This window comes from uncultured Arthrobacter sp. (assembly GCF_947493765.1).
Lineage (GTDB): Bacteria > Actinomycetota > Actinomycetes > Actinomycetales > Micrococcaceae > Arthrobacter_D.
On the sequence record NZ_CANLSZ010000004.1, the window covers coordinates 189,202 to 214,123 of the forward strand.

A 24,922-nucleotide genomic window follows, 5' to 3' on the forward strand; every position below is an offset into this window, starting at 1 on the left:
CGGAACATCGAGGCGTGCTCACTGCGCCTACGCTTGGTCCATGACGGCCCGCCTGATCCTCGCCTCCAAGTCCCCGGCCCGCACCAGACTCCTCACGGAGGCGGGGATCCGCCATGACGTGGTGGTGTCCGCGGTGGACGAACCGGCCGTCGTCGCCTCCTACGGTGCGATCGACCCGCACGAGACCTCCCTGCTCCTGGCACGGGCGAAGGCGGAGGCCGTCGCGGCGCTCGACGACGCCGGGGACGGACTCGTGATCGGGTGCGACTCCGTCTTCGAGTTCGACGGCGAAGCCCACGGAAAGCCCTACGATCCCGCGGTCGCGATCGAGCGGATCACCCGGATGCAGGGCCGCTCGGGCATCCTCCACACGGGTCACTGGCTCATCGACACACGTCGGGGCGGAACCGGCGGCACCCTCGGAGCGGTGGCGTCCGCGCGCGTGACCTTCGCGAGGATGACCGCCGCCGAGATCGGCGCGTACGTCGCCACCGGCGAACCCCTGCACTGCGCGGGGTCGTTCACCATCGACGGTCTGGGAGGAGCCTTCGTCGAGCGCGTGGACGGTGACCCGCACGCCGTCGTCGGCCTGAGCATCTCCACCCTGCGAGGTCTGCTGGGCTCCCTCGGCGTCCCGATCACCGAGCTCTGGTCCCCCGTCGTTCCGTTGTAGCTTCCCTACAACGGAACAGCACCAGACACTTCCATGGAGCACGATCCCTGGGTGGAACCGACAAAATCGGTCTAGGCTCCCAACGGAGAAGAAGGAGTCCCCGCCCCATGAGCCAAGCCCCTCCCACCCCATCCGGACCACCTGCCGAGACCGGAAGCACGCCGCACCACCCGGTGACGAAGGTCCTCGTCGCGAACCGCGGGGAGATCGCGGTCCGCGTCATCCGGGCCGCCCGGGACGAGGGGATCACCTCCGTCGCCGTGTACGCGGACCCGGATCGCGATGCCCTGCACGTCCGTATGGCCGACGAGGCCTTCGCGCTCGGAGGGAACACCGCGGCCGAGTCGTACCTGGTCATGGACAGGATCCTCCAGGCCGCCCGGCACAGCGGCGCCGACGCCATCCATCCCGGCTACGGCTTCCTGTCCGAGAACGCCGACTTCGCCCAGCGTGTCATCGACGCCGGCCTCACCTGGATCGGCCCCTCCCCCGAGGCCATCGCGCAGCTGGGCGACAAGGTCCGCGCGCGGCACATCGCCGCCCGCGTCGGCGCACCCCTCGTACCGGGTACCCAGGATCCCGTCTCCTCGGCCGCGGAGGTGATCGGCTTCGCGGAGGAGTTCGGCCTGCCCATCGCCATCAAGGCAGCCTTCGGCGGGGGCGGTCGCGGGATCAAGGTGGTGCGCAGGATCGAGGACATCCCGGAGATGTTCGAGTCCGCGGTCCGCGAGGCGACGGCGGCCTTCGGCCACGGCGAGTGCTTCGTGGAGCGGTTCCTCGACGCACCGCGCCACGTGGAGACGCAATGCCTGGCGGACGCCCACGGCAGTGTGGTCGTGGTCTCGACGAGGGACTGCTCCCTCCAGCGCCGCAATCAGAAGCTCGTCGAGGAGGCCCCGGCACCGTTCCTCACGGACGAGCAGAACGAGCGGCTGTACGAGTCGTCGAAGGCCATCCTCCGCGAAGCCGGGTACCAGGGCGCGGGGACCTGCGAGTTCCTCGTGGGTGAGGACGGCACCATCTCGTTCCTGGAGGTCAACACCCGCCTGCAGGTGGAGCACCCGGTGTCCGAGGAGGTCACGGGACTCGACCTCGTCCGCGAACAGTTCAGGATCGCCCGCGGCGAGGAGCTCGGCTACGGGGATCCCGCCGTCCGCGGCCACTCGTTCGAGTTCCGCATCAACGGGGAGGACGCCGGTCGCGGCTTCCTCCCGACCCCCGGAACGGTGCGGACGCTCCAGCTGCCCACGGGCCCCGGCGTCCGTGTCGACTCCGGGATCGAGGCCGGCGAGGTGATCGGCGGCAACTTCGACTCGCTGCTCGCCAAGCTGATCGTGACGGGCTCCACGAGGGAGCACGCACTCGAGCGTGCACGGCGGGCGCTGTCCGAGCTGATCATCGAGGGGATGCCCACCGTGGTGCCCTTCCACACCGCCGTCGTCGTCGATCCGGCCTTCGCCCCCGCCTCCGGAGCGTTCGCGGTCCACACCCGCTGGATCGAGACGGAGTTCGACAATTCCATCGAGCCGTGGAAGGGCCCCGGCGAGGCCTCCGCGGAACCGGGGCCGCGGCAGACCATCACGGTGGAAGTGGGCGGCCGCCGCCTCGAGGTCTCACTGCCGGCCGGACTGGGTGCGTCGGCGAACGGCAAGAACGGCAATGGCCAGAAGTCGAAGAAGTCCCCGCGGGCCCGGGCGGGGAGGGCTGCCGGCGGTGGCGACGAGCTCACCTCGCCGATGCAGGGCACCATCGTGAAGGTCGCGGCGGCCGAGGGTGACGTGGTGTCCGAGGGCGACCTCGTGGTGGTCCTGGAGGCCATGAAGATGGAGCAGCCCCTCACCGCGCACAAGGCGGGCACCCTGACCGGACTGACGGCTGCTCCCGGGGACACCGTCTCCGCCGGCGCCGTGATCGCCACGATCAGGGACTGACGACGCCGGGACGCAGGACCCGAGGAGGGGCACCTGACTGCCGGGACCTGAGTACGGGGTTCTGAATACGGGGACCGACCGCTGCCGCCGGGGACACCCCGTGGCAGCGGTCGGACCGGCTCAGGAGACGTTGTTCTCGTAGTCGTGGTCGCGGGTCTCGCGGGACAGGAACAGGGCGACGAACGTGGCGACGGCCGCGACGCTCAGATAGACCCCCACCAGGACGGTGCTGCCGCCGGCTGCCTGCCACAGCGCCACGGCGATGAAGGAGGCCGGGGCGGCGCCGATCATGCTCGAGACGTTGTACGCCACGGCCGAGCCGGTGTACCGCACATTGGCCGGGAAGAGCTCGGGGAGCACCGCGGCCATGGGGCCGAAGGTCAGGCCCATGAGGATGAACCCGATGATCAGCAGCGCCATGGCTCCGACGGTCCCCGCGCCGAAGAGCGGCGCCCAGAGGAGCCCGAAGATCCCGATACCCACCGTGGTGGCGAGGAGCATCCGGCGCCGCCCGAAGCGCTCGGCCAGCGGACCGGACACCAGCGTGAAGATCCCGAAGAAGACGACGCCGATGATGAGCATCCACAGGAAGTCGGGGCGGCTCATGCCCAGGCCCGGCACGAAACTGTCGATCTGCTCCTGGCCGAAGGCCTTGCCCGCGGCATCCGCCCGCTCCCTGGCCTGCTCCACGGTGGCGGGAGCCGTGCCGTACGTCAGCGTGAAGGCCGTCATGAAGTAGAAGAGCACGTAGGTCGCGAACATGATGAACGTCCCGAGGAGCAGTGGACGCCAGTGGCGGCTGAACACCGTGCCGAGGGGGAGCTTGACCACCCTGCCCGTCGTCTGCACCTTCTGGAAGGAGGCGCTCTCGATGAGCTTGAGCCGCACATACAGCCCCACGATCACCATGACGGCGCTGAGCAGGAACGGCACGCGCCAGCCCCACTGCAGGAATTCCTCCGGGGTCAGGAGGGTGCTCAGGAGCACGAACAGCAGATTCGCGAGGATGAAGCCGATCGGTGCGCCGAGCTGCGGGAAGGTCCCGAAGATGGCACGTTTGCCCTCCGGGGCGTTCTCCGTGGCCAGCAGCGCGGCCCCGCTCCACTCGCCGCCGAGGGCCAGGCCCTGCAGGAACCGCAGCACCACCAGGAGGAACGGCGCCCAGAACACCCAGCCCGCTCCTTCAGCGGTGGGCAGCACCCCGATGAGGAACGTGGCCACGCCCATGGTCAGCAGCGACGCCACGAGGGTGGCCTTCCTGCCGATCCGGTCCCCGAAATGGCCGAACAGGACGGACCCGAGCGGCCTGGCCACGAAGGCCACCCCGAAGACGGCGAAGGAGGCCAGGAGCTGATTGGCCGAGGTCTGGTTGGGGAAGAAGAGGGTGGGGAACACCAATACCGCGGCGGTGGCGTAGATGTAGAAGTCGTAGAACTCGATGGTCGTGCCGATGAGGCTGGCGAAGATCACCCGGCCCCGTGAGTTCAGGGGTGCGGTGGTCCCGGTGGAACCGGCGGAGGTCGAAGGCGTCATGTGGGACTCTCTGTGGTGGGGCGCCGGGTCGGCAGCCCACCCGGGCCGCCGGGCCCCGGGCGCCGGTGCAGCGAATATCACGCCCATCCGATCATCCGCGTCCATCATGTGGATAGCTGTGTCCACACTCCGGACAATCGTCGGCTGCCCGGCCGGGTCCCGCTAGAGGTGCACGTGAAGCCGGCGCGCCGCCTCCGAGATGGACCCCGTGAGCGAGGGGTACACGGTGAAGGTATTGGCCACGTCGTCCACGTGGAGCTTCTTCGTCACGGCGAGCGCGAGGGGGAAGATGAGCTCCGACGCCCGTGGCCCCACGACCACACCGCCGATGACCGTGCCCGAGCCCTTGCGGGAGATGACCTTCACGAAGCCGTCCTTGACGTTCATCATCTTCGCCCGCGCATTGGTGTGCAGGGAGAGCTTGACCACGTCGCCCTGGAACAGGCCCGATTCGAGATCCTCCTCCGTCACTCCCACCGTGGCGATCTCCGGTGAGGTGAAGATGTTCGAGGCCACCTGCTTGAGCTTGATCGGGGTCACCGAGTCGCCCATGAGGTGGGCGATGGCGATCCTGCCCTGCATCGCGGCGACGGACGCGAGGGCCAGGACCCCCGTGCAGTCGCCTGCCGCGTAGATGTTCGAGGCCGTGGTGCGCGAGACGCCGTCCACCTGGATGTGCCCCGACTCGCTCAGTTCGACCCCGGCTTCCTCGAGACCGATCCCGGCCGTGCGCGGAACGGCTCCGACCGCCACGAGGCAGTGGCTGCCCTCCACGCTGCGACCGTCGGCCAGCCGGACGATCACGCCGTCGTCGGTGCGCTCGACGGCGCTGGCCCTGGAGCGGGACAGGACGGTCATGCCGCGGTCCGTGAAGACGCCCTCGAGGACCTCCGCCGCGTCCGCGTCCTCGCCCGGGAGCACGCGGTCGCGGCTGGAGACCAGGGTGACCTTCGAGCCGAGGCCGTTGTAGGCGCTGGCGAACTCCGCACCGGTGACGCCGGAGCCGACCACGATCAGGTGCTCGGGGATCTCGCGCAGATTGTAGAGCTGCGTCCAGTTGAAGATGCGTTCGCCGTCGGGCACGGCGCTCGGCAGCTCGCGCGGCGTGGCGCCGACGGCGAGCAGGACGGCGTCGGCCTCGACGATGCTGGTCCCCCCGTCCGCCTCCACCTCCACCCGGAGCTCGTCGAGCAGCTTCCCGCTGCCGATGATCACGCGGACGCCGAGGCGCTCGAGGGTGGCCCGGATGTCCGAGGACTGCTCCATCGCCAGTTTCAGCAGGCGCTGGTTGACCTTGTCCAGGTCCGCGAAGACCGAGCTGTCGGCGGAGAACCGCACACCGAGGCCGCTCGCGTCCGTGAAGCGCGTCATGGTGTCCGCCGTGGCGATGAGGGTCTTCGACGGGACCACGTCGGTCAGGACCGCGGAACCGCCGAGTCCCTGGCGCTCCACGATCGTGACCTTCGCGCCGAGCGATGCGGCGACCATGGCGGCCTCGTAACCCCCGGGCCCCCCACCCAGGACGGTGAGGCGCAGTGAGCTGAGATCGAGTTGATTAGGCACGCCCCGATTATCGCGCATGCCACCGACAGGCCGAAACGAGGCTTCGGGCGGACCCTTCGACGTGCCCCCGCGCCGTGCCCCCACGCCGTGCCCCGCGCCCGGACCGCACAGGAGGTACGTTGGTGCGGTGACCTCAGAACCTTTCGAGCTGGCGCGTAACGCCGCTGCCCACATCGCCCGTGCCACCGGGATCGACCACCACGACACCGCGCTCGTCCTCGGCTCCGGCTGGGGCGAGGCCGCGGAGCTGATCGGCGAGACCACCCACACCCTCGACGCAGCGGACATCCCGGGCTTCTCCGCCCCCGCCGTCGTGGGACACACGGGAACCGTCCGCTCCATCCTCACGCCGGGCGGGTCCCGGGCCCTGGTACTGGGGGCCAGGACCCACTTCTACGAGGGCAAGGGCGTCCGGTCGGTGGTGCACGGCGTGCGGACCGCCGCCGCGACCGGCGCGACCACGATGATCCTCACCAACGGCTGCGGCGGTCTGCAGGAGCACTGGCAGCCCGGGACCCCCGTGCTGATCAGCGACCACATCAATCTGACCGCCGCCTCCCCCCTCGAGGGCGCCACCTTCGTGGATCTGACCGATCTCTACTCCGCCCGGCTGCGTGAGGTGGCCCGGCGGGTGGATCCCACGCTGGAGGAGGGCGTCTACGCCCAGTTCACCGGCCCGCACTACGAGACTCCGGCCGAGGTCCGGTACGCCCAGCGGATCGGGGCCGACCTGGTGGGGATGTCCACCGCGCTGGAGGCCATCGCCGCCCGCCACGCCGGGATGGAGGTCTTCGGCATCTCGCTGGTGACGAACCTGGCGGCCGGCATCAGCCCGGCCCCCCTCAGCCACGCCGAGGTCATCGAGGCCGGCGCACAGGCCGGGCCGCGGATCTCCCGCCTGCTGGCCGACATCGTCGGCTCGCTCTGACCACCCGGCTCCGCACACCCCTATCCGTCGCCGCTCCGGCCACCGTCGCCCACCGAGAGGGACCAGCATGACCACCCCCGACCTGCACGCCCTCCTCGCCACCGCCGACGCCTGGGCCGAGCACGACCCGGATCCGCACACCGCGGCCGAACTCCGGGCACTCCTGGCCGAGGTGCGCTCCGGTGGCTCCGGTGGCTCCGAGGGACCGGAGCAGGAGCTCCGCGACCGATTCTCCGGGCCGCTGGTCTTCGGGACCGCAGGTCTCCGGGCTGCCCTCGGCGCCGGGCCGAACCGCATGAACCGCGTAGTGGTGCGCCGGGCCGCCGCCGGTGTCGCCGCCCACGCACAGGACCTCGCAGCAGGCGCCTACGTGCCACGCGCCGTCGTCGGGTTCGACGCCCGCCACAACTCGCGCATCTTCGCCGAGGAGACCGCCGCGATCCTCACGGCCGCCGGCATCGACACGTTCCTGCTGCCGCGGGAACTGCCGACCCCGGTGCTCGCCTACGCCATCCGCGCCCTGGAGTGCGAGGTGGGCATCATGGTCACCGCGAGCCACAACCCGCCGCAGGACAACGGCTACAAGGTGTACCTCGGCGGCCGGGCGGTCGAGGAGGACGCCCGGGGGGTCCAGATCGTCGCCCCCCACGACGGGGCGATCGCCGCACACATCGCGGCCGTGGACACCGTGGACCTCGCCCCGGACGGCTGGACGGTCCTGCCCGGGAGTCTCGAGGACGACTACGTGGCCTCCGTGGCGGCCCTCGCCGATCCGGCGAGCACGGCCCGGGACCTGCGGATCGTCCTCACCCCGCTCCATGGGGTGGGCGGCAGGACGGCGCTGTCCGTGCTCGCCGCCGCCGGGTTCGACGATGTCACCGTCGTCCAGGCCCAGGCCGAGCCCGATCCGGACTTCCCCACCGTCGCGTTCCCCAATCCGGAGGAGCCCGGCGCGCTCGACCTCGCCCTGGAGACGGCCGCGCAGGTCGACGCCGATCTCGTGATCGCCAACGACCCGGACGCGGACCGTGTGGCCCTCGCCGCCCGCGAGCCCGCCAGCGGCGCCTGGCGGATGCTCCGGGGCGACGAGGTGGGGACGCTACTCGGACTGCACCTGGCGGGGCGCACGCTGGACGAACCGATGTCACCGACGGCGACCGGGGAGGACACGGGGGTCTTCGCGAACTCGATCGTGTCCTCGCGGCTCCTGGAACGTGTCGCCCGGGCGTCCGGCATCGAGCATGCCCGGACCCTGACCGGCTTCAAGTGGATCGCGCGCGTGCACGACCTCGCGTTCGGGTACGAGGAGGCCCTGGGCTACTGCGTCGCGCCGGAGCTCGTCCGCGACAAGGACGGCATCTCCGCCGCGCTGCTCCTGGCCGAACTCGCCGCGGCGACGAAGGCCGCGGGACGCACGCTGTTCGACCTGCTGGACGACGCCTACCTCGAGCACGGCCTGCACGCCTCCGACCAGCTGTCGGTGCGGGTCGACACGCTCGATCTGCTGGGGACCATGATGGGCGCGCTGCGGCAGGACCCGCCGTCGTCGTTCGCGCAGTCCCCGGTGGAGGTCGCCGAGGACCTCGCCGACGGGTCGGCGCAGCTGCCGCCCACGGACGGGCTGCTCTACCTGACCCGCGACCAGACGCGCGTCATCATCCGGCCCAGCGGCACGGAGCCGAAGCTGAAGTGCTATCTCGAGGTCGTGGAGCCCGCCGCGTCCGCCGCCGCCCTCGCCGAGGCGAAGGACACCGCGCGCCTCCGGCTCGACGCCGTGAAGCAGGACGTCGCGGCAGCCCTCGGCCTCTGAACCAGGACCCGACGCAGGACCCGACGCGGGACCGCCGGGGCGCCGCCCGGCGTCCACCCACGGGCGGCGCCGTGGAAGGATGGAACCATGACTACCGACGTCTCCCTCGCCACCTACATCGACCACACCCTGCTGAAGCCCGACGCCAGCCGTGAGCAGATCCTCGAGCTGTGCCGGGAAGCGGTCGAGTACTCGTTCAAGTCCGTCTGCGTGAATCCCCTCTGGGTCAGCACCGTGCGCACCGTCGTGAAGGACACCGAGGTCCTGACGTGCTCCGTGATCGGCTTCCCGCTCGGCGCCACGCCCACCGAGGTCAAGGTCTTCGAGGCCCGCGGGGCGGTCGCCGACGGCGCCGACGAGATCGACATGGTGATCGACATCGCGGCAGCCCGCGCCGGGGAGAAGGATGCCCTCGTCCAGGACATCCGCGCCGTGGCCGAGGCGGTCCACGAGCAGGACGCCGTCCTCAAGGTGATCATCGAGACCGCGCTGCTCACCGACGACCAGAAGATCCTCGCCTGCGAGGCCGCGGTCGAGGCCGGGGCGGACTTCGTGAAGACCTCCACCGGTTTCAACGGGGGCGGGGCCACCGTCGAGGATGTCGCGCTGATGCGCCGCACGGTCGGCCCGGACCTCGGCGTCAAGGCCTCCGGGGGCGTCCGCTCGCTCGCCGACGCCCGCGCCATGATCGAGGCCGGAGCCACACGTATCGGCGCGAGCTCGGGAGTCGCTATCGTTAGAGGTGAGCAGGGCACAGCGGAGTACTGAGCCGGACCCCGAACCAGTCGAACCAGTCGAACCAGTCGAACCAGTCGAACCAAGGAGAGCACATGTCACACGAAGCAGCCGTCCAGCGGGAACCCGAGCACGCGGGCAAGGGCCACCTCGTCGAGAACATCGTGGTCTTCGTGCTCATGTTCGGCATGTTCGTGCTGGGCGTCTACCTGCTGACCTGGTTCACGCCGCAGAACATCTGGCCCATGGGCGCGCTCGTCGTCCTCGCCTTCATCGCGTTCTTCATCCCGCAGGGCATCATCGGTCGGGCCGACACCGGCTACGACCTCGCGGAGGGCAGGCAGAGCGACGCGAAGCAGACCTCGGCGGGCGTCGGCTCCTGAGGCGTCGGCTCCTGAGGCGTCGACCAGGCGCCCGAGCGCCGCGAAGCACCGAAGGAGGCCGTCCCCGTCGGGGGACGGCCTCCTTCCTGTTTCCACCAGGTTGTACGTCTGTACGGCTGTGCTTCCCGGGCTGTGCTTCCCGGGCTGTGTTCCTGACGGGCTGTGTTCCTGACCAGCTGCATTCCTGACGAGCTGTGTTCCTGACGAGCTCCGGCCCCCTCGGGCCGGAGCCGCAGGTCACGGCGTGAAGACGGCGTCGAGGACGTTACCCGCCCACGCCAGGATGTCGGCGTCCACGAGGTCGCGTCCGCCGATCCGCGCGGTCTTCGGCTTGGGCACGAGCACCGCGTTGAGCGCGGGCTTGATGGTGGCCCCGGGGTACAGGCGGGCGAGCCTGAGTTGCTTGGACTCCGGCAGCTCCGCCGGCGAGAACTTGATGAAGTTCCCCTGTAGCGCCACGTCCGTCAGACCGAGCGCCCGGGCGGCCACCCGGAAGCGGGCGACCGCGATGAGATTGTCCACCGCCGCCGGAGGCTCGCCGTAGCGGTCCTTCAGCTCGGCGACCACCGCGTCGATCGCCTCGTCCGTCACCGCCGAGGCCAGCTTGCGGTAGGCCTCGAGGCGGAGCCGCTCCCCCGGCACGTAGTCGTGCGGCAGGTGCGCGTTGACGGGCAGTTCGATCTTCATCTCCGCCGCCTTCTCCTCGGCCTCCCCCCGGAAGGACGCGACGGCTTCGCCGACCAACCGGATGTAGAGATCGAAGCCGACGCCCTGGATGTGCCCCGACTGCTCACCGCCGAGCATGTTCCCCGCACCGCGGATCTCGAGGTCCTTCAGGGCCAGCTGCATGCCGGCACCGAGCTCGTTGTGCGCGGCGACGGCCTTCAGGCGCTCGAGGGCCACCTCGCCCAGCGGCTTCTCCGACGGGTAGAGGAAGTAGGCGTACGCCCGCTCCCGCCCGCGTCCCACCCGCCCGCGCAGCTGATGGAGCTGCGAGAGCCCGTAGGAATCGGCACGGTCCACGATCAGCGTATTGGCGTTGGAGATGTCCAGGCCGGTCTCGATGATCGTGGTGCACACCAGGACGTCGAAGCGCTTCTCCCAGAAGTCCACGATGATCTGTTCGAGCCGGGACTCCGTCATCTGCCCGTGCGCCACGGCGATGCGCGCCTCCGGGACCAGCTCGCGCAGCTGGGCCGCGGTGCGGTCGATCGAGGAGACCCGGTTGTGCACGAAGAACACCTGACCCTCGCGCATCAGCTCGCGCCGGATGGCGGCGGAGGCCTGCTTGTCGGTGTAGGGGCCCACGTAGGTGAGCACCGGGTGGCGCTCCTCGGGCGGCGTGGCGAGCGTGGAGGTCTCCCGGATCCCCGTCAGCGACATCTCGAGCGTCCGCGGGATCGGTGTGGCACTCATGGCCAGGACGTCCACATTGGTGCGCATCTTCTTGAGCGCCTCCTTGTGCTCCACGCCGAAACGCTGCTCCTCGTCGACGATCACGAGGCCCAGGTCCTTGAAGGCGACCTCCTTGGAGAGCAGGCGGTGCGTCCCGATCACGACGTCGACCGCCCCCGAGGAGAGGCCCTCACCGGTCTCCCGGGAGTCCTTCGCGGTCTGGAAGCGCGAGAGCGCCCGGACGTTGACGGGGAAGCCGGAGAACCGCTCGGAGAACGTCTCGAAGTGCTGCTGCACCAGGAGCGTGGTGGGTACGAGCACGGCGACCTGCTTGCCGTCCTGCACCGCCTTGAAGGCCGCGCGCACGGCGATCTCCGTCTTGCCGTAGCCGACGTCGCCCGAGACGAGCCGGTCCATCGGCACCTCGCGCTCCATGTCGGCCTTGACCTCGTTGATGGTGGTGAGCTGATCGGGCGTCTCCACGTAGGGGAAGGCCTCCTCGAGCTCGCGCTGCCAGGGGGTGTCGGCGCCGAACGCGTGACCGCGGGAGGCCATGCGGGCCGAGTACAGCCGGATCAGCTCACCGGCGATCTCCTTGACGGCCTTGCGCGCATGGCTCTTCGTCCTGCTCCAGTCGGATCCGCCCATCTTGCTCAGCGCCGGCGCGTCACCGCCGACGTAGCGGGTCACCTGGTCCAGCTGGTCGGTGGGTACGAAGAGCCGGTCGCCGGGCGCGCCACGCTTCGAGGGCGCGTACTCGAGCACGAGGTACTCCCGCGTGGTCCGCGTGGGACCGGCGCCGGTGGAGCGCTGCATCAGTTCGACGAATCTCGCCACGCCGTGCTGCTCGTGGACCACGAAGTCGCCCTCCTTGAGTTGCAGCGGATCGACGGCGTTCCGTCGCCGGGAGGGCATCTTGCGCATGTCGCGCGTGCCCGCGGCGCTCGTGCGCCCGAGCAGGTCCGCCTCCGTCAGCAGTCCCATCCGGAGCCCGTCCACCACGAATCCCCGGCCGGCACACGCCGTCGTGATCTCGATGATGCCCGGCTGCGGGGATCCTTCCAGGGAGTCGACGATCCGCGCGGGGATGTCGCTGTCCCGGAACAGTTCGGCGAGGCGCTTCGCCGGCCCGGGGCCCTCGGTGGCGACCACCACGCGCCACTGGTCCCGGACCCTGCTGCCGATGAAGTCCATCATCTCGGCCACGTCGCCCTGGTAGCCGCGCGGCTCCCGTGCCCGGAGGGTGAAGCTGTCGACGTCGCTGAGCTCCTCGTCCGCCCCGAACGAGGTGATGCCCCACCACGCGACCGATCTGGCGAGCATCGTGGCCCGGGTGTCGGTGAGCGAGCGGAAGCTGGCCTCCCGCAGATCGAGTCCCAGTCCTTCCCCGAGGTCGAGCGGCGCGGCCCCGCCGTCGGACGCCGTGGACCACGCGGCGGCCAGGAACTCCTCGTTCGTGGCCGCGAGATCGTGCGCGCGCGAGCGCACCTTCTCGGGTTCGACGACGACGGCGATCGACCCTGCGGGCAGCTGATCCGCGAACGGGACCATGGCGTCGACCAGCACGGGCGCGAGCGACTCCATGCCCTCGACGGCGATGCCGCCGGCGATCTTCTCCAGCATGTCCGCGGCCGCGGGGAGTTCGGTGCGCAGTTTCGCGGCCCGCGACATGACGGTGGGCGTGATGAGGATCTCGCGGCACGGCGGGGCGTACAGTGCGACGGGCGGTTCCCCCGAGGTCAGGGAGCGCTGGTCGGCGACGGCGAACCAGCGCATCTGGTCCACCTCGTCGCCGAAGAAGTCGATCCGGACGGGGTGGTCCTCGGTGGGCGGGAAGACGTCGATGATGCCGCCGCGGACGGCGAACTCGCCGCGGTGCGTGACCATGTCCACGCGTGCGTAGGCCGCGTCCGCGAGCGCCTGCACGACGGCGGAGAACGCCACCTCGTCGCCGACCTTCAGCGAGACGGGCTCGAGCTCGCCGAGACCCGCGACGAGCGGCTGGACGACGGCGCGGACGGGCGCCGTGATGACCCTGATGGGTTCGCCCTCGGGGTGGGCGAGCCGCCGCAGGACGGACAGGCGCCGGCCCACGGTGTCCGATCGGGGCGAGAGCCGCTCGTGCGGCAGCGTCTCCCAGCTCGGGAACTCCTCGATGGCGGCGTCGGGCAGATAGCTGCGCAGCGCCGCGGACAGGTCCTCGGCCTCACGGCCGGTCGCCGTTATCGCGAGGACGACGGGCGGGGCGGATCCGTCGGCGTCCGGTGCGAGCTCCGCCAGACCCTCGATCAGCTCGACGAGCAGCGGGGCACGCATCCCGGCCGGCGCCCCGATCTGGAGGTCCGCGCTGCGCTGGTCCACCGGTCGGGACGCGTTGGTGCGGACACGCGCGTAGGACGCGTCCTCGGCGAGCGCGGCGCGCAATCCGTTCAGGCTCATCTACTGGACTCCTCAGCCATGGTTCCTCCGCTGCCGGTCCCGGTCCGAGCGGATCACAGGGACCGGCAGCGGCAGGGAGGACAGCACGAAAACCCGGAAACGTCGATCGTCGCCGGGTGCTGCTCCACAGTAGCAAGCGGCCCCGACGCTTCGCCTTCGTCGGAGCTTCGAATCAACGGGCCACGTCGTAGGATGGCGAAAGACCCCGCGCCAGCGGCTGCCCGCCACCACCCCCGGAGGATCCATGGCACTGAATGCTTCCACCACCCTCCCCTACGACGCCGCCACCATCGTGGGGGTGTTCACCGACGAGGGCTTCGTGCGGCACATGAGCGAGCACGTCGGCGGATCGCTGGAGTCGCTCGTCGTCGACGGCGACACGGCCGGGGCCTTCACGGTCACGATCGTGCGCACCCTGCCCACGGAGCGCCTCCCGGACGTGGCGCGCAAGTTCGTGGGTGAGACCCTCTCGGTCACGCAGACCGAGCGATGGGACCCGCCGTCGCCGGACGGCGGCCGTCAGTCGACACTCGAGATGACGGTCGCGGGGGTTCCCCTCAATGTCACCGCCGTCCAGCGGCTGATCCCCCACGCCACGGACACGGTGGTCGACCTGCAGGGCGCCGTGACGTCGTCCGTCCCCTTCCTCGGGAGCAGGATCGCCGGGGCCGCCGAGCCGATGATCGGGAAGGCGCTGAACGTCCAGGCCGCCGAGGCCCGGACCTGGCTCGAGCAGCACTGACCCGCACCCACCCCGACCGCACCCGATCGCGAAAGACACCCCAGTGAACCTCCCCACTCCCCTGGCCCTCGTCCTGATCCTCTCCGGCGTCTGGTCGCTCGTCGTCTGGCCGCCGTTCCTGCGCCGTGTCCTCAGGGATCCGCGCTCCCGCGACGGGGACGGCAGGGGCACCCGGTTCCTGAAGGTCCACATCATGCTCGTCTCCACGTCCATGATCCTCGGCGCGGCGACCGCCGTCATCGGCGTACGCGCCCTCGTCGCCTGATCGTCCGTTCACACGAATCGCCCACCAGTGGAAGAGACCTGATGGCACACGACAAGTCCCCGGAGCCCGTCCGCGCACGCGCCGTCATCCTGCAGCGGCCCAGCTATCCCGAGTACATGCGCATCAGCGAACTCATGCGCAAGGAGACCGTGGGTGGCATCCTGCTGCTCATCGCGGCGGTGCTCGCGATCCTCTGGGCCAACTCGCCGTGGGGTGATGCCTACTTCGCCGTCCGCGACTTCGAGTTCGGCTACGAGCCGTGGCACCTGAAGCTCTCCGTCGGGACGTGGGCCTCGGACGGACTGCTGGCGGTCTTCTTCTTCCTCACCGGACTGGAGCTCAAGCGCGAGTTCGTCGCGGGGGATCTCCGGAAGATCAGCCGCGCCATCGTCCCCGTGGCAGCCGCGTTCGGCGGCGTCGTCGTGCCGGCCGTGATCTACACGGTGGTCAACCTGTCCTCGCCGGACACGCTGCGCGGCTGGGCCATCCCGACCGCGACCGACATCGCCTTCGCCCTCGCGGTCCTGGCCGTCATCGGCTCCCACCTGCCCGGCGCGCTGCGCCTGTTCCTGCTCACGCTGGCCGTCGTAGACGATCTCATCGCCATCGCCATCATCGCCTTCTTCTACTCCGAGGACGTCAGCCTCGTCTTCCTCCTGTGGATGCTCCTGCCGCTGGGCCTGTTCGCCCTCCTGGCACAGCGCAAGCCCAAGTTCTTCGGGAGGACCACGCGCGGTCCTTGGCTGATCCTGCTGCCGCTCGGGGCCGCCACCTGGGCCCTCATGCATGCCTCCGGGGTGCATGCGACGGTGGCCGGCGTGCTGCTCGGGTTCTGCGTCCCCGTGCTGCGCCGCAAGCCCAACGGCAAGCCCGCCCTGCCGCGCCCCAACAAGCCCGGTCTCGCCGAGGTCCTGGAGCATCGCTTCCGTCCCCTCTCCACGGGCTTCGCGGTACCGGTCTTCGCGTTCTTCTCCGCCGGCGTCGCGATCGGAGGGATGGAGGGTTTCGTCTCCGCGCTCTCGGACCCGGTCCTCATCGGGATCGTGCTCGGGCTCGTGGTCGGCAAGCCCACCGGGGTGCTGCTCACCACCTTCCTCGTCACCAAGACCACGCGGGCGAATCTCGACCCGGGCCTGAGCTGGTGGGACCTGCTCGGCGTGGGCGTCCTCGCGGGCGTAGGCTTCACGGTCTCGCTGCTCGTCAACGATCTGAGCTTCGGGGCGGGGTCCCCGCACGACGACCACGCCAAGGTCGCCATCCTCATGGCCTCCCTGACGGCCGCCCTCCTGGCCACCGTCGTCCTGCGCATCCGCAACAGGAGATACCGCGCGATGGCCGAGGAGGAGAAGATCGACTCCGACGACGACGGCGTGCCCGATGTCTTCGAGAACCGCGATTAGCGCGTTCTCCGAGGCCCGGGCCGAACGGCAGATCGCCGCGGAATCGGCCCTCGCCGATCCGTCCGGTCCGGCCCGCCGACGGTCGATCGTCCTGAGCCAGGTGGGGCTCACCGTGATCGTGACGCTGGCCGTGGTGCTCGGCCTGCTGATCCGGGACGCCACGGGTTCGCCCGGCGTCCTCCTGGCCGGCTGGATCCTGGGTCTCGTGGTGACGGTCGTCGCCCTGGTGACGCCCTGGTCGACGCTGCCTTCGTGGTCGCCGCTGGCCCTGCCGCTGCTGAATCTGCTGGTGATCGGTCTGGTGCGTTTCGGTGCGGGCGAGACCCTCTCGGGCACGGGCCTGCTGGCTGCACTCCCGGCGGTGTGGATCGCCGCGTCCAAGGTGCGGACGGCGGCGGCGGTCGCCCTGACCTTCGGTGCCACGACCCTCCTCGTCTCGTTGCCGCCGATCCTCGGGGGCGCTCCGCTGGTGCTGGGAGGTCTTCCCGGCCTGATCCTGCTGCCGGTGGTCCTCGCCGGCCTCACCTGGTTCGTCTCGAGCCTCATGAAGGACAACCGGCGGCGGCAGGCGGCACTCCTGGCCTCGGAGCGTGCCCTGCGGCAGAGTGCGAAGGAGGCCCGGGCACGCGAGCGACTGCTGGACACCGTGCTCGAGACCGTCCGCGTGGGGCTCCTGGCCGTCGATGCCGATGGCCACGACATCCTGATGAACGCCCGCCAGCGGGAGTCCCACCTCGCGGCAGCGCCGGAGGGCAACACCGACCCGAGCGAGAGCGACCTGCTGATCTTCGGGCCGGACGGCCGAACCCCGCTCCCGCCCGCGGAGCGCCCGGTCCGGCGGGCCATCGACGGTGAGGACCTCGAGTCCCTCCAGATCTGGGCCGGCACCCCGCCGATGCAGCGTGCCATCAGCGTCTCCTCGACCAGCCTGCGCGACGACGACGGGGCCTTCGCCGGGACCGTGGTGTCCTTCAGCGACATCACGGAGCTCATGCTCGCGCTGCAGGCCAAGGACCGTTTCCTCGCGAGTGTCTCGCACGAGTTCAGGACGCCGCTGACCTCCATCCTCGGCTATCTCGACGTCGCCCTCGAACTCGAGGCGGACCTGCCCGACCAGGCCCGGCACTATCTCCGGGTGGCACGGCGGAACGCGCTGCGGCTGGAACGGCTGGTGGAGGACTTCCTGGCCATCAACGCCGGGACCTTCGAGGTGAGCCCCGTCCGGACGGATGTCGGCGTGATCCTGGCGGAGGCGGCCGAATCGGCGCTCGTCCGCGCGACGCGTGCGGGGCTGCACCTCGTCAACCGGGCGCCGGCCTCCCTGCCCGCCGTCGTCGACCCCGACCGGCTCGGACAGGTCGTCGACAATCTGCTGAGCAACGCCGTGAAGTACAACCGTCCCGGCGGCAGGATCACCCTCGACGCCGCACTGGACGGCACCACCCTGCGGATCGAGGTGGAGGACACGGGCATCGGTATCGCGCCCGAGGAGGTGCAGCACGTGTTCGACCGCTTCTTCCGCTCGGCCTCCGTACGCTCCACCGGCGTGACCGGTGTCGGTCTGGGGCTGCTGATCACCCGGAGCATCGTCGGCGAGCACAACGGAGCCATCTCGGTGAGGAGCGATCTGGGTAAGGGGACCTGCTTCACCGTCCTGCTCCCCCAGGACTGAGGCGGGACGGGGTCCGACACGGCACGCTCTCTCCCGCCGGACCCGCCCGCCGTGCCTAGCTGTTGGCCGCGAGCAGCGACTCCTCGAGCGCGACCCAGCCGAGCATGGCGCACTTGACCCGCGCCGGATAGCGCGAGACACCGGCGAAGGCCGCGGCATCGCCGAGCACCTCCTCGTCGGCCTCGATCCTGCCGCGGGAGCGCAGCACCTCGCGGAACGAGTCGACCAGCGAGATCACCTCGTCCCGCGGCAGTCCCTGCACCAGCTCCGTCAGCACCGAGGCCGACGCCATGGAGATGGCGCAGCCGGCTCCGTCCCAGCTCAACGCCGTCACCACACCGTCCCTCACCCCGACCCGCAGGGTGATCTCGTCACCGCAGACCGGATTGAGCTGGTGCGACTCCCCCGTCGTGCCCTCGCCGGTGTGGTCCTGCAGGGGCGAACCGTACCGGGCCCTCGCGTGGTCGAGGATCACCTGCTGGTACAGCTGCTCGAGACCCGACCCCATCTAGCGCGCTCCGAAGAAGGCGCGGATCCGGGCGACGGCGTCGAGGAAGGTGTCCACCTCGTCGGTGGTGGTGTACAGGTAGGTGCTCGCGCGCGTGGTCGCCGTCAGTCCCAGCCGCCGGTGGAGCGGCTGCGCGCAGTGGTGGCCCACCCGGACGGCGATCCCCCGGTCGTCGAGGAACTGCCCGACGTCGTGGGCATGGACACCGTCGACGTCGAATGCCGCGAGGCCGATGCGCGGCAGGCCCGCCGCGGGGCCGAGGACGCGGACGCCCGCGATGGCGTCGAGGCCCGTCACGAGCCTTTCGCCGAGGCGCATCTCCCAGTCCTCGACACGCTCCATCCCGGTCTCGCGGAGATAGTTGGCGGCAGCACCGAGGGCGATGGCCTGGGAGATCCGCTGTGTTCCCGCCTCGAACCGGTTCGGGGCCGGCAGGTACTCCGCCCGCTCCATGGTGACCGTGGTGATCATCGATCCGCCGGTCAGGAACGGAGGCATCGCGTTCAGGAGCTCCGCACGCCCGTAGAGCGCACCGATGCCGGTGGGTCCGAGCATCTTGTGGCCGGAGAACACGAGGAAGTCGACGTCGAGCGCCTTCACGTCGACCGGGAGGTGGGGCACGGACTGGCAGGCGTCGAGGAGCGTCAGCGCGCCCACCTCCTGCGCGAGCCCGACGAGCTCGGCGACCGGGGCGATGGTCCCGAGCACATTGGAGGCATGGGAGAAGGCCACCATCCTCGTGCCATGGTCGATGACGGCAGCGGCGCTCTCCAGTCGCAGGGCGCCGTCGTCGTCGATCGGGACGAACCGCAGTTCGGCGCCCGTACGGGCGGCGAGTTCCTGCCAGGGGACCAGATTCGCGTGGTGCTCCATCTCGGTGACCACGATGTTCTCGCCCGGACCGACGGAGAACCGGCGGGCGGCCTCGCCCCCGCGTCCCAGCGCCGCGTTCGACATCGCGTAGGCCACCAGGTTGATGCCCTCGGTCGCGTTCGAGGTCCAGACGAGTTCGTCGGTGCGGGCGCCGATGAACCCCGCGACCGTTGCCCGCGCCTCCTCGTACGCGTCGGTGGCATCGACGGCGAGCGCGTGGGCACCCCGGTGCACAGCGGCGTTGCGCTGTTCGTAGAACTCCTGCTCCGCCTCCAGCACGCTCAGCGGATTCTGCGAGGTGGCGCCGGAGTCGAGGTAGACGAGCCGTGTGCCGTTGACCTCGGTGCCTAGGATCGGGAAGTCGTTGCGGATGCGGTGCACCTCGGCGTCGGTCATCGCGGCGCCGGCGCTGTCGGCACCGGTACCGGCACTGTCAGGGGTGAGTGTCACGGGCTTTGCGACCACGGTCACGCGGGACTCCTCGGATCGGGCGGTGGTCCCGGCGTCGATTACGCAAGGACTGCATGAGCTGATCCTCCCACTTCGGGGCGGCCCCCGGCAGCCCAGTGGAGCCTAACGAGGACCGGAGGAGCGTTCAGCATACGACGGGTTCCAGGGGCAGATCTTGACCCGGTTGTCCGGCACAGGCCAGGTCGGGCCCAAGCAGCCGAGTGGTACTGCTGCAAGGCACCTTTGAGCTGCAGATCCGTTGCAAACCGTAATTGCCCGGCACTGATCAGGGTTCGCGCAGATCTGTCCGGCGGTTGACGCCGAGCTTCGCGAAGATCCTGTAGAGATGACCTTCGACCGTTCGGACGGATACACCTCTGTCCTCGGCGATCTCCCGATTCGAGCGGCCTTCCCCGACCAGGGCGACGATCTTGCGTTCGGTGGGCGTCAACTGGGAACTGGTCATCAATGACAGCGCCGGGCCCGGCGAAGCAGAAGAGATTCCCGCGCTCCTTTCCCTGAGTTTGACGAGCCGCCGCTGAATCGCGCGAGTTTGCCGCGTGGAGCTTCGACCCTCCATCAGGTGCAGTGCCAGCCTCAACCCGGCATACTCCAACGAGACATCCCCGTCATGCCCCGCCGACGTTGCGGCGGTCACCACGGTGTCCGGGTCCTTCTCACGGACGGCGACGGCGAGATCGAGCAGACCCCGGGCGTCCCTACCCTGATAGCCGTCGAGGACGACGACGAGCGGATCGATGGCGTTGATGTCACCGAGCAGCAATGCCAAGCGCAGGGCGGTCACCGCCAGCTCCTTCAGGTGGACCTTCTGTACCCTCGCTGCGAGCCCGATGAGCTCCGCACGCGCCGGAGGTGCATCGTCCAGTCGCGCTGCTGCTGCCGTCACAAAGATCCTGCCGCACAGATGCATCGACCTCGATCCAGGCGTGGGGAGCCCTTCGAACTCGTCCATGAAAGCGGCCGCGCGCTCCGTCTCGCCCGCCAGGGCGCACGCATACGCGGCCATGCCGATCAGGACACTGCTCATATCGCCGTCGCCCGATGTCCTCAACCCTTCGGCGGCGAGGAGGAAGCGGTCACTCGCCTCCTGATGCCGTGCTGCTCGCAGGGCGGTCGTGCCGTCGACGAAGTCCTCCCACGCGGCGAGGAACACGACGCTGCGAGCAGCGGCACGGATATGAGTCCGGATCAGGGTCTTTGCCTCCTGCTCACGCCCACAGATCGTCAGCAGGACCACGTGTCGGCCGACGGCGCGTTCGCGGTCGGCCAGCAGGCGGGCGCCCTCGGCTTCGATGATACCCAGTGCTTCACCTGAGTGGGCGAGACCATCGACGGGTCGACCGAGCATACCGAGCAGTTCAGCCAGCAGGAGCAAGCATTGCACACGGTGTTCGGCCGTCGCGAAGGGATCGAGGAGGACATGTCGCAACTCCTCCTCAAGGCCCTCGAGTCGACCCTCGAGAAGGCGCACACGATATTCGAGGAGGGCACACGCGAGTCTGGCCCGTGCAAGATCCTCCGTCGCTGCAGCTGCGGTCGACAGCCTCTCGATCTCGGCGATGAGCGACTCCCAGCGCTCGACGATCCTGCGCAGGTCGTCGGACGAGGCTCCGGACTCGAGCCCGAGTTCGAAGGACAGCAGAGAACCGTCCTTGGCAACCTGCAGATCTTGACCGAGACCCAATGCCTCGTCGACGAGGCTCCGCACGCAGCAGTGGTGCGAGCAGCCGCGCCGGGCGCGGGCGATCTCGATGAGTGCCTGCCCACGAAGCTCGGGCGCCGATACCGCCCGTGCGGCACGCAGGGCGAGGGTGTGATCGCGCAGATCGTTTGCCAGGGATGCGGCGCTCAGAAGCGTCGGGTCGGCTGCGGGGGTACCACAGTCGAGTCCCCAGGCAACAGTACGAAGGAAGCCCTCCGGTGACGGCGGTATGGGAGGCTGCAGGCCGAGGATCGTGCGTCGCGTGAGCAGGCTCCGCGCTATGGGTATACGGCTGCGCAGCACCTCGCCGTACAGGGGGGGATCGAGGGAAACGACATGCTCCGGTCCCTGGCCGACAACGACCAGACGGTCGCCGCGTACCCGCTCGAACACGTCCTCGTCCACGCAACGCGACAGTGCTTCGAGGGAGACGGGTTCGACGAGGGCGATGAGTTCCAGCACGGCCATCTCGGCCTCGTCCCGCGAACCAAGCTGCGCACGCACGCGGTCATGGAGCCGTCGATTGACCATCGGCTTGTCGGGGACCATGCGCCACATCCGGTTGTGCTGCTCCACTCGGCCCTCCTCCTCCGCGTGGTCGAGGAGCGCCCGGAGCAACCTCGGATTTCCTCCGGTCGCCGAGGCCAAGGCATGCGCTGTACCGGACAGTACCGGCCCACCGAGTCGCTGCCTGCACAGGGCGGTCACCGCTTCGAGGTCGAGTGGCGCGAGGTCGATGCGCATCAGCAGGTCATCGGTGCTGAGGTCCTGGAACTCTGCCGACAAAGTCGGTGGACCCTGCATCGTCATGAACACTTTGGCCCGGCGAGCACTGACGAGTTGCGTGAGGAGGAGAGTCGAATCGTCGTCAAGCTCGTGAGCGTCGTCGACGACGATCAACGGCGGGTGCTGCTGCGCCCGATCCTTTCGTTCTCCTGCAAGGTGTGCCATGACGGCGCGGAGGACGGCAATGGGCGAGTCGGCGTCGACGACCGCGAGTGTGTGCAAGTAGGGCGCGAACGCGCCGAACGGTATTCCGCGAAGGGATGCGCTGCCGGTAACTGGAAGCACGGGGGCTGTCCAGTCGATCTCCTCCAGCACTGCCCGAGCAACAGCCGTCTTGCCCGTCCCGGCGTCGCCGACGAGCAGTGCACCGAAGCTGCCGGTGTCCTCGAGCGCGGCAATAATCTCCCTGATCACGCGGGAAGCACCGACCAAAGGCGGGGTGGATCGCGTACCACTCACCGTTGCCGCCCGAAGATGAGGGCGAGCTGCTTACGGCTGGACAGACCGAGCTTCGACATGATCCGGTGCACGTGGCCCTCCACGGTCCGCGTGGAAAGGTGTTCCTGGTCCGCTATCTGCCGGTTCGCCACACCGAGGGCCACCTGGCGAGCAATGGCGCGTTCCCGCTGGCTGAGGAGCTTCCGCCGCACATGGCGGCGCGCCGGTGTGGAGGTTTTCCGCAGGATCTGTTCGGCTTGCACGCCGATCATCGGGTCGTCGGTCTCTGCGAGGTGGTCGATGCTCAGGCTGGCGAGATCACCGGCGAGATTGTGGTTCCCGAGCTCGAGCGCCTCGAGCGCCACCTGTCGGAGAGCGCCGGGGTCGCGTGACGACAGCCCCTTTGCCACCTTCTCGGCCAGACGAGAGAATCGTCCCTCGGAGGCGAGGGCAGTAGCGGCAAGAGAATCCGCAGCCTCGTGACGCCCGAGCTGCACGGCCTGGCAGAGGAAGAAGAGTTCGGCGCCCCGGTTGCCGAGGTCACCGAGATGACGAGCATGCTCGAGGAACTCGGTGGAGACGACGTCGGTCGACTCCAGCCAGGCTTGGGTCAGGAGCCTGAAGTACAGCACTGCCTCTCTGAGGGACCAGGAGTACCGCCGAGCGGTGAGGTCGATCGCGCGCAGGTGATCCCGCGCACCGTCGGGGGTACCGTCGAGAACGCACGAATATGCTGCCGCCGCTTCCGCGAGCGGTAGGAGCCCCTGTCGATCGCGCACCCGGAGCTGACTGATCGCCGGGACAAGCCTGACCCTCGCCTCGCTGCTCCGCCCGAGAAAGGCGAGCAGGACGCCCTCGGCGACGTCGAGGAGCGATCCGCCGCAGTACGGTGTGGTCGGCTGGTCGCTCCACTCCCCGAGCAAGTGGAGGCATTCTTCCCAGGAACCGGCGAGGAACAGACCAGACAGCAGACACAAGGAGGCGGTCTCGTGCTCGAGCGGGTCCGACGGCGCGTCGGCCAAACGCGCGACGACGCTCTCCATTGTCCTGACGGCCTGGTTCTGTGCCCCCCGGCTCGCTTCGGCCATGCCGTGGACGCTCCTGATCCTGACGTTCCATCGGGTGCTGGCTCCCCGGCTACCGAGAAGCTCCTCCGCCTGCTCGTCGACGCGAGCGAACTCGCCCTCGAACATATGCGCCTGGGACCTGGCGAGAGCGAGTTTCCGTCGCAGGTCCTCATGCGCGCCCGTTCCATGCCGGAGGTGCGCGCTGACGTCGTCCAGCAAGGATTCCGCCTCCCCCTCCCGCCCATGTGTTCTCGCCAGGAGGCGAGAGGCGAGAACCCGCGCGTCGACCCACTCGCACAACCCGATGTCGTCGGCGGGACCGGGCACCATCAGTGGCTCGACAGCGGCGAGAGCGTCGGCCACGCTGCCGTCGATCCACGACCGGCGTGCGCGTTCGATCACCGCTCCAGGGGTGGTCCGCCTTGCCGGCAGCGCGTCCAGGAACCGGGATGCCATGTCGTCGAGCCCGTGGTCGTTGGCTTGACGAGCGAGGTCCACCAGCTCCGCGTCCGTGGGCCGCATCCCGTGGGTGAGGGCCCAGGCCGCGAGCGCCGTCCTCGCCCGCACGGGGATCTCCGGCTTGTCCCGGAGCCGATTCACCCGCTCCAGCGCCTGTCGGCCGGCAGCGGAGACGGATTGGTTATGGACGACGTCCGCGAGCACGTCGTAGCAAAGACCGATCAGGGGTACGTCGCCTCCGTGGAGCCGCAGCATGCCACTGGTCTGCAGCGCGTCGAGTGATGCTGCCCGAACTGCCTGCAGCAGGATGGTCGCCGGCAGGTGACCGGCGACGGCGAGGACCTCGATCACGGCACGGTCCCCGGGTGACAGCGCGGCGAGCTCGAGGAGCGAGAAGTCGTCCACCGTCGGTGCCGCTCGACGCGGGACATGCCGCACCACCCATACGCCGTCACGGACGAAGAGCTGGCCGGATGCCACGTCTGCCCTCGTCACCTGCTGGAGGTACCGCAGATTCCCGCCGCTCGCGGCCCATAGTTCCCGGACTGCGGACCGAGAGACGGGCGCTTCGAGCGCGTTGCAGAGCAGCTCGGTCGTGGCGTCCAGGCCGAGGGGCTGAACATCAAACCGGTCCAGCAGACCGTCCTGCCACAGTTCGACAAACGCGCCGGGCGCCCTCATCACGTCCTTGCACGTGATGAGGAGGCGAACTGCTCCCAAACGTGCCAGATGACTTATGACTGCCGCGGAGAGGTTGTCGAACTCCTCGACGCCATCGACGTGCATGAGGGTCCGCCGCCCTGAGTCGCTGCCGTCGAACCTTCGCTGCAGTGCACCGAGGACGAGCAGCGGACTCCTGGCTGTCTCCTCGTCGAGTTCGGCCAGGAGTATATTGAGTGCGGCGTAGGGAACGGTGGAATAAGCTGCTGCTCCCCGAAGATGGATATGATCGAAGTGATCGGGCAGGCCGTCGACAGTCTGCTGCGCCATTCTCGTCTTCCCCACTCCGGCACGGCCGACGAGGACGATTCCGCATCCGTCGTCTGCGACGAGCGAGGCTCTCACCGCTACCAGGTCGGCCCGGCGTCCCGAGAAGGGCCAGCGACTGCCCACTTCCCTCATCGGTCACGGCCAAGGGACGCTCCAGGT

General features: G+C 69.6%; 17 protein-coding genes. 10 read left to right on the plus strand and 7 right to left on the minus strand.

What is annotated here, in order from left to right; translation table 11 throughout:
- Positions 1-40 precede the first annotated feature (40 nt).
- Together Q0747_RS08080 and Q0747_RS08085 are read left to right on the plus strand one after the other, a co-directional pair.
- Entirely contained in the window at positions 41-673 is a 633-nt protein-coding gene (locus Q0747_RS08080) for a nucleoside triphosphate pyrophosphatase (RefSeq protein WP_298253388.1), read from the plus strand.
- Between the two features lie 107 nt (positions 674-780).
- Entirely contained in the window at positions 781-2,604 is a 1,824-nt protein-coding gene (locus Q0747_RS08085; RefSeq protein ID WP_298253390.1) for a biotin carboxylase N-terminal domain-containing protein, read from the plus strand.
- A gap of 120 nt (positions 2,605-2,724) precedes the next feature.
- On the opposite strand, the gene Q0747_RS08090 is transcribed toward Q0747_RS08085, so the two are convergent.
- Both Q0747_RS08090 and Q0747_RS08095 read right to left on the minus strand, forming a co-directional pair.
- Positions 2,725-4,137: an MFS transporter gene (locus Q0747_RS08090; RefSeq protein WP_298253392.1), complete on the minus strand. Its 1,413-nt coding sequence runs from the start codon at positions 4,135-4,137 to the stop codon at positions 2,725-2,727.
- A 162-nt stretch (positions 4,138-4,299) separates the two neighbouring features.
- On the minus strand, positions 4,300-5,700 hold the full coding sequence (locus Q0747_RS08095) for an NAD(P)H-quinone dehydrogenase (protein WP_298253394.1): 1,401 nt from the start codon (positions 5,698-5,700) through the stop codon (positions 4,300-4,302).
- Between the two features lie 127 nt (positions 5,701-5,827).
- Between Q0747_RS08095 and Q0747_RS08100 the strand changes: the two genes are divergently transcribed.
- The 4 genes from Q0747_RS08100 (at position 5,828) to Q0747_RS08115 (ending at position 9,556) form a co-directional block, all read left to right on the plus strand.
- Positions 5,828-6,628 (plus strand): purine-nucleoside phosphorylase, encoded by an 801-nt coding sequence (locus Q0747_RS08100; RefSeq protein WP_298253396.1) that lies wholly within the window; start codon positions 5,828-5,830, stop codon positions 6,626-6,628.
- A 67-nt stretch (positions 6,629-6,695) separates the two neighbouring features.
- Positions 6,696-8,438, plus strand: coding sequence for a phospho-sugar mutase (locus tag Q0747_RS08105; RefSeq protein WP_298253398.1), 1,743 nt, complete (start codon positions 6,696-6,698; stop codon positions 8,436-8,438).
- Between the two features lie 87 nt (positions 8,439-8,525).
- Positions 8,526-9,206 (plus strand): deoxyribose-phosphate aldolase, encoded by a 681-nt coding sequence (gene deoC, locus Q0747_RS08110; protein WP_298253400.1) that lies wholly within the window; start codon positions 8,526-8,528, stop codon positions 9,204-9,206.
- 62 nt (positions 9,207-9,268) lie between these two features.
- A complete protein-coding gene (locus tag Q0747_RS08115) occupies positions 9,269-9,556 on the plus strand; it encodes a hypothetical protein (RefSeq protein WP_298253402.1) in 288 nt (95 codons plus the stop codon).
- 237 nt (positions 9,557-9,793) lie between these two features.
- Here the strand turns inward: Q0747_RS08115 and mfd are convergent, their stop codons facing one another.
- Complete coding sequence (mfd, locus tag Q0747_RS08120) at positions 9,794-13,390, minus strand: transcription-repair coupling factor (protein WP_298253404.1); 3,597 nt, start codon at positions 13,388-13,390, stop codon at positions 9,794-9,796.
- A gap of 244 nt (positions 13,391-13,634) precedes the next feature.
- Between mfd and Q0747_RS08125 the strand changes: the two genes are divergently transcribed.
- From Q0747_RS08125 to Q0747_RS08140, 4 genes are read left to right on the plus strand one after another with little or no spacing between them, the layout of a single operon-like run.
- Positions 13,635-14,132, plus strand: coding sequence for a DUF2505 domain-containing protein (locus Q0747_RS08125; RefSeq protein ID WP_298253406.1), 498 nt, complete (start codon positions 13,635-13,637; stop codon positions 14,130-14,132).
- Positions 14,133-14,175: 43 nt separating this feature from the next.
- Complete coding sequence (locus Q0747_RS08130; RefSeq protein ID WP_298253408.1) at positions 14,176-14,397, plus strand: SCO4848 family membrane protein; 222 nt, start codon at positions 14,176-14,178, stop codon at positions 14,395-14,397.
- Between the two features lie 41 nt (positions 14,398-14,438).
- Entirely contained in the window at positions 14,439-15,797 is a 1,359-nt protein-coding gene (gene nhaA, locus Q0747_RS08135; protein ID WP_298253410.1) for a Na+/H+ antiporter NhaA, read from the plus strand.
- Positions 15,775-17,469 carry a cell wall metabolism sensor histidine kinase WalK gene (locus tag Q0747_RS08140; protein ID WP_298253412.1) on the plus strand — a complete coding sequence of 565 codons (1,695 nt, stop codon included), beginning with the start codon at positions 15,775-15,777 and terminating at the stop codon, positions 17,467-17,469. The genes nhaA and Q0747_RS08140 overlap by 23 nt, the downstream gene beginning before the upstream one ends.
- Positions 17,470-17,524: 55 nt before the next feature.
- Here the strand turns inward: Q0747_RS08140 and sufU are convergent, their stop codons facing one another.
- The 4 genes from sufU to Q0747_RS08160 all read right to left on the minus strand — a co-directional run bounded on the left by sufU (position 17,525) and on the right by Q0747_RS08160 (position 24,763).
- Positions 17,525-17,977, minus strand: a complete 453-nt coding sequence (sufU, locus tag Q0747_RS08145) for a Fe-S cluster assembly sulfur transfer protein SufU (RefSeq protein WP_298253415.1) — start codon at positions 17,975-17,977, stop codon at positions 17,525-17,527.
- Complete coding sequence (locus Q0747_RS08150; RefSeq protein ID WP_298253763.1) at positions 17,978-19,246, minus strand: SufS family cysteine desulfurase; 1,269 nt, start codon at positions 19,244-19,246, stop codon at positions 17,978-17,980.
- A gap of 340 nt (positions 19,247-19,586) precedes the next feature.
- Positions 19,587-22,268, minus strand: coding sequence for a LuxR C-terminal-related transcriptional regulator (locus Q0747_RS08155; protein ID WP_367277692.1), 2,682 nt, complete (start codon positions 22,266-22,268; stop codon positions 19,587-19,589).
- Positions 22,265-24,763, minus strand: coding sequence for a helix-turn-helix transcriptional regulator (locus Q0747_RS08160; RefSeq protein ID WP_298253419.1), 2,499 nt, complete (start codon positions 24,761-24,763; stop codon positions 22,265-22,267). Before Q0747_RS08160 ends, Q0747_RS08155 begins: the two co-directional genes overlap by 4 nt.
- Between the last annotated feature and the right edge of the window lie 159 nt (positions 24,764-24,922).

Coding starts and splice junctions, on each gene's coding strand:
- mfd (WP_298253404.1), bottom strand. CDS start 13,390: ATGAGCCTGAACGGATTGCGCGCCGCGCTCGCCGAGGACGCGTCCTAC.
- Q0747_RS08105 (WP_298253398.1), top strand. CDS start 6,696: ATGACCACCCCCGACCTGCACGCCCTCCTCGCCACCGCCGACGCCTGG.
- sufU (WP_298253415.1), bottom strand. CDS start 17,977: ATGGGGTCGGGTCTCGAGCAGCTGTACCAGCAGGTGATCCTCGACCAC.
- Q0747_RS08085 (WP_298253390.1), top strand. CDS start 781: ATGAGCCAAGCCCCTCCCACCCCATCCGGACCACCTGCCGAGACCGGA.
- Q0747_RS08160 (WP_298253419.1), bottom strand. CDS start 24,763: ATGGCGCAGCAGACTGTCGACGGCCTGCCCGATCACTTCGATCATATC.
- deoC (WP_298253400.1), top strand. CDS start 8,526: ATGACTACCGACGTCTCCCTCGCCACCTACATCGACCACACCCTGCTG.
- Q0747_RS08140 (WP_298253412.1), top strand. CDS start 15,775: ATGTCTTCGAGAACCGCGATTAGCGCGTTCTCCGAGGCCCGGGCCGAA.
- Q0747_RS08115 (WP_298253402.1), top strand. CDS start 9,269: ATGTCACACGAAGCAGCCGTCCAGCGGGAACCCGAGCACGCGGGCAAG.
- Q0747_RS08080 (WP_298253388.1), top strand. CDS start 41: ATGACGGCCCGCCTGATCCTCGCCTCCAAGTCCCCGGCCCGCACCAGA.
- Q0747_RS08150 (WP_298253763.1), bottom strand. CDS start 19,246: ATGACCGACGCCGAGGTGCACCGCATCCGCAACGACTTCCCGATCCTA.
- Q0747_RS08090 (WP_298253392.1), bottom strand. CDS start 4,137: ATGACGCCTTCGACCTCCGCCGGTTCCACCGGGACCACCGCACCCCTG.
- nhaA (WP_298253410.1), top strand. CDS start 14,439: ATGGCACACGACAAGTCCCCGGAGCCCGTCCGCGCACGCGCCGTCATC.
- Q0747_RS08125 (WP_298253406.1), top strand. CDS start 13,635: ATGGCACTGAATGCTTCCACCACCCTCCCCTACGACGCCGCCACCATC.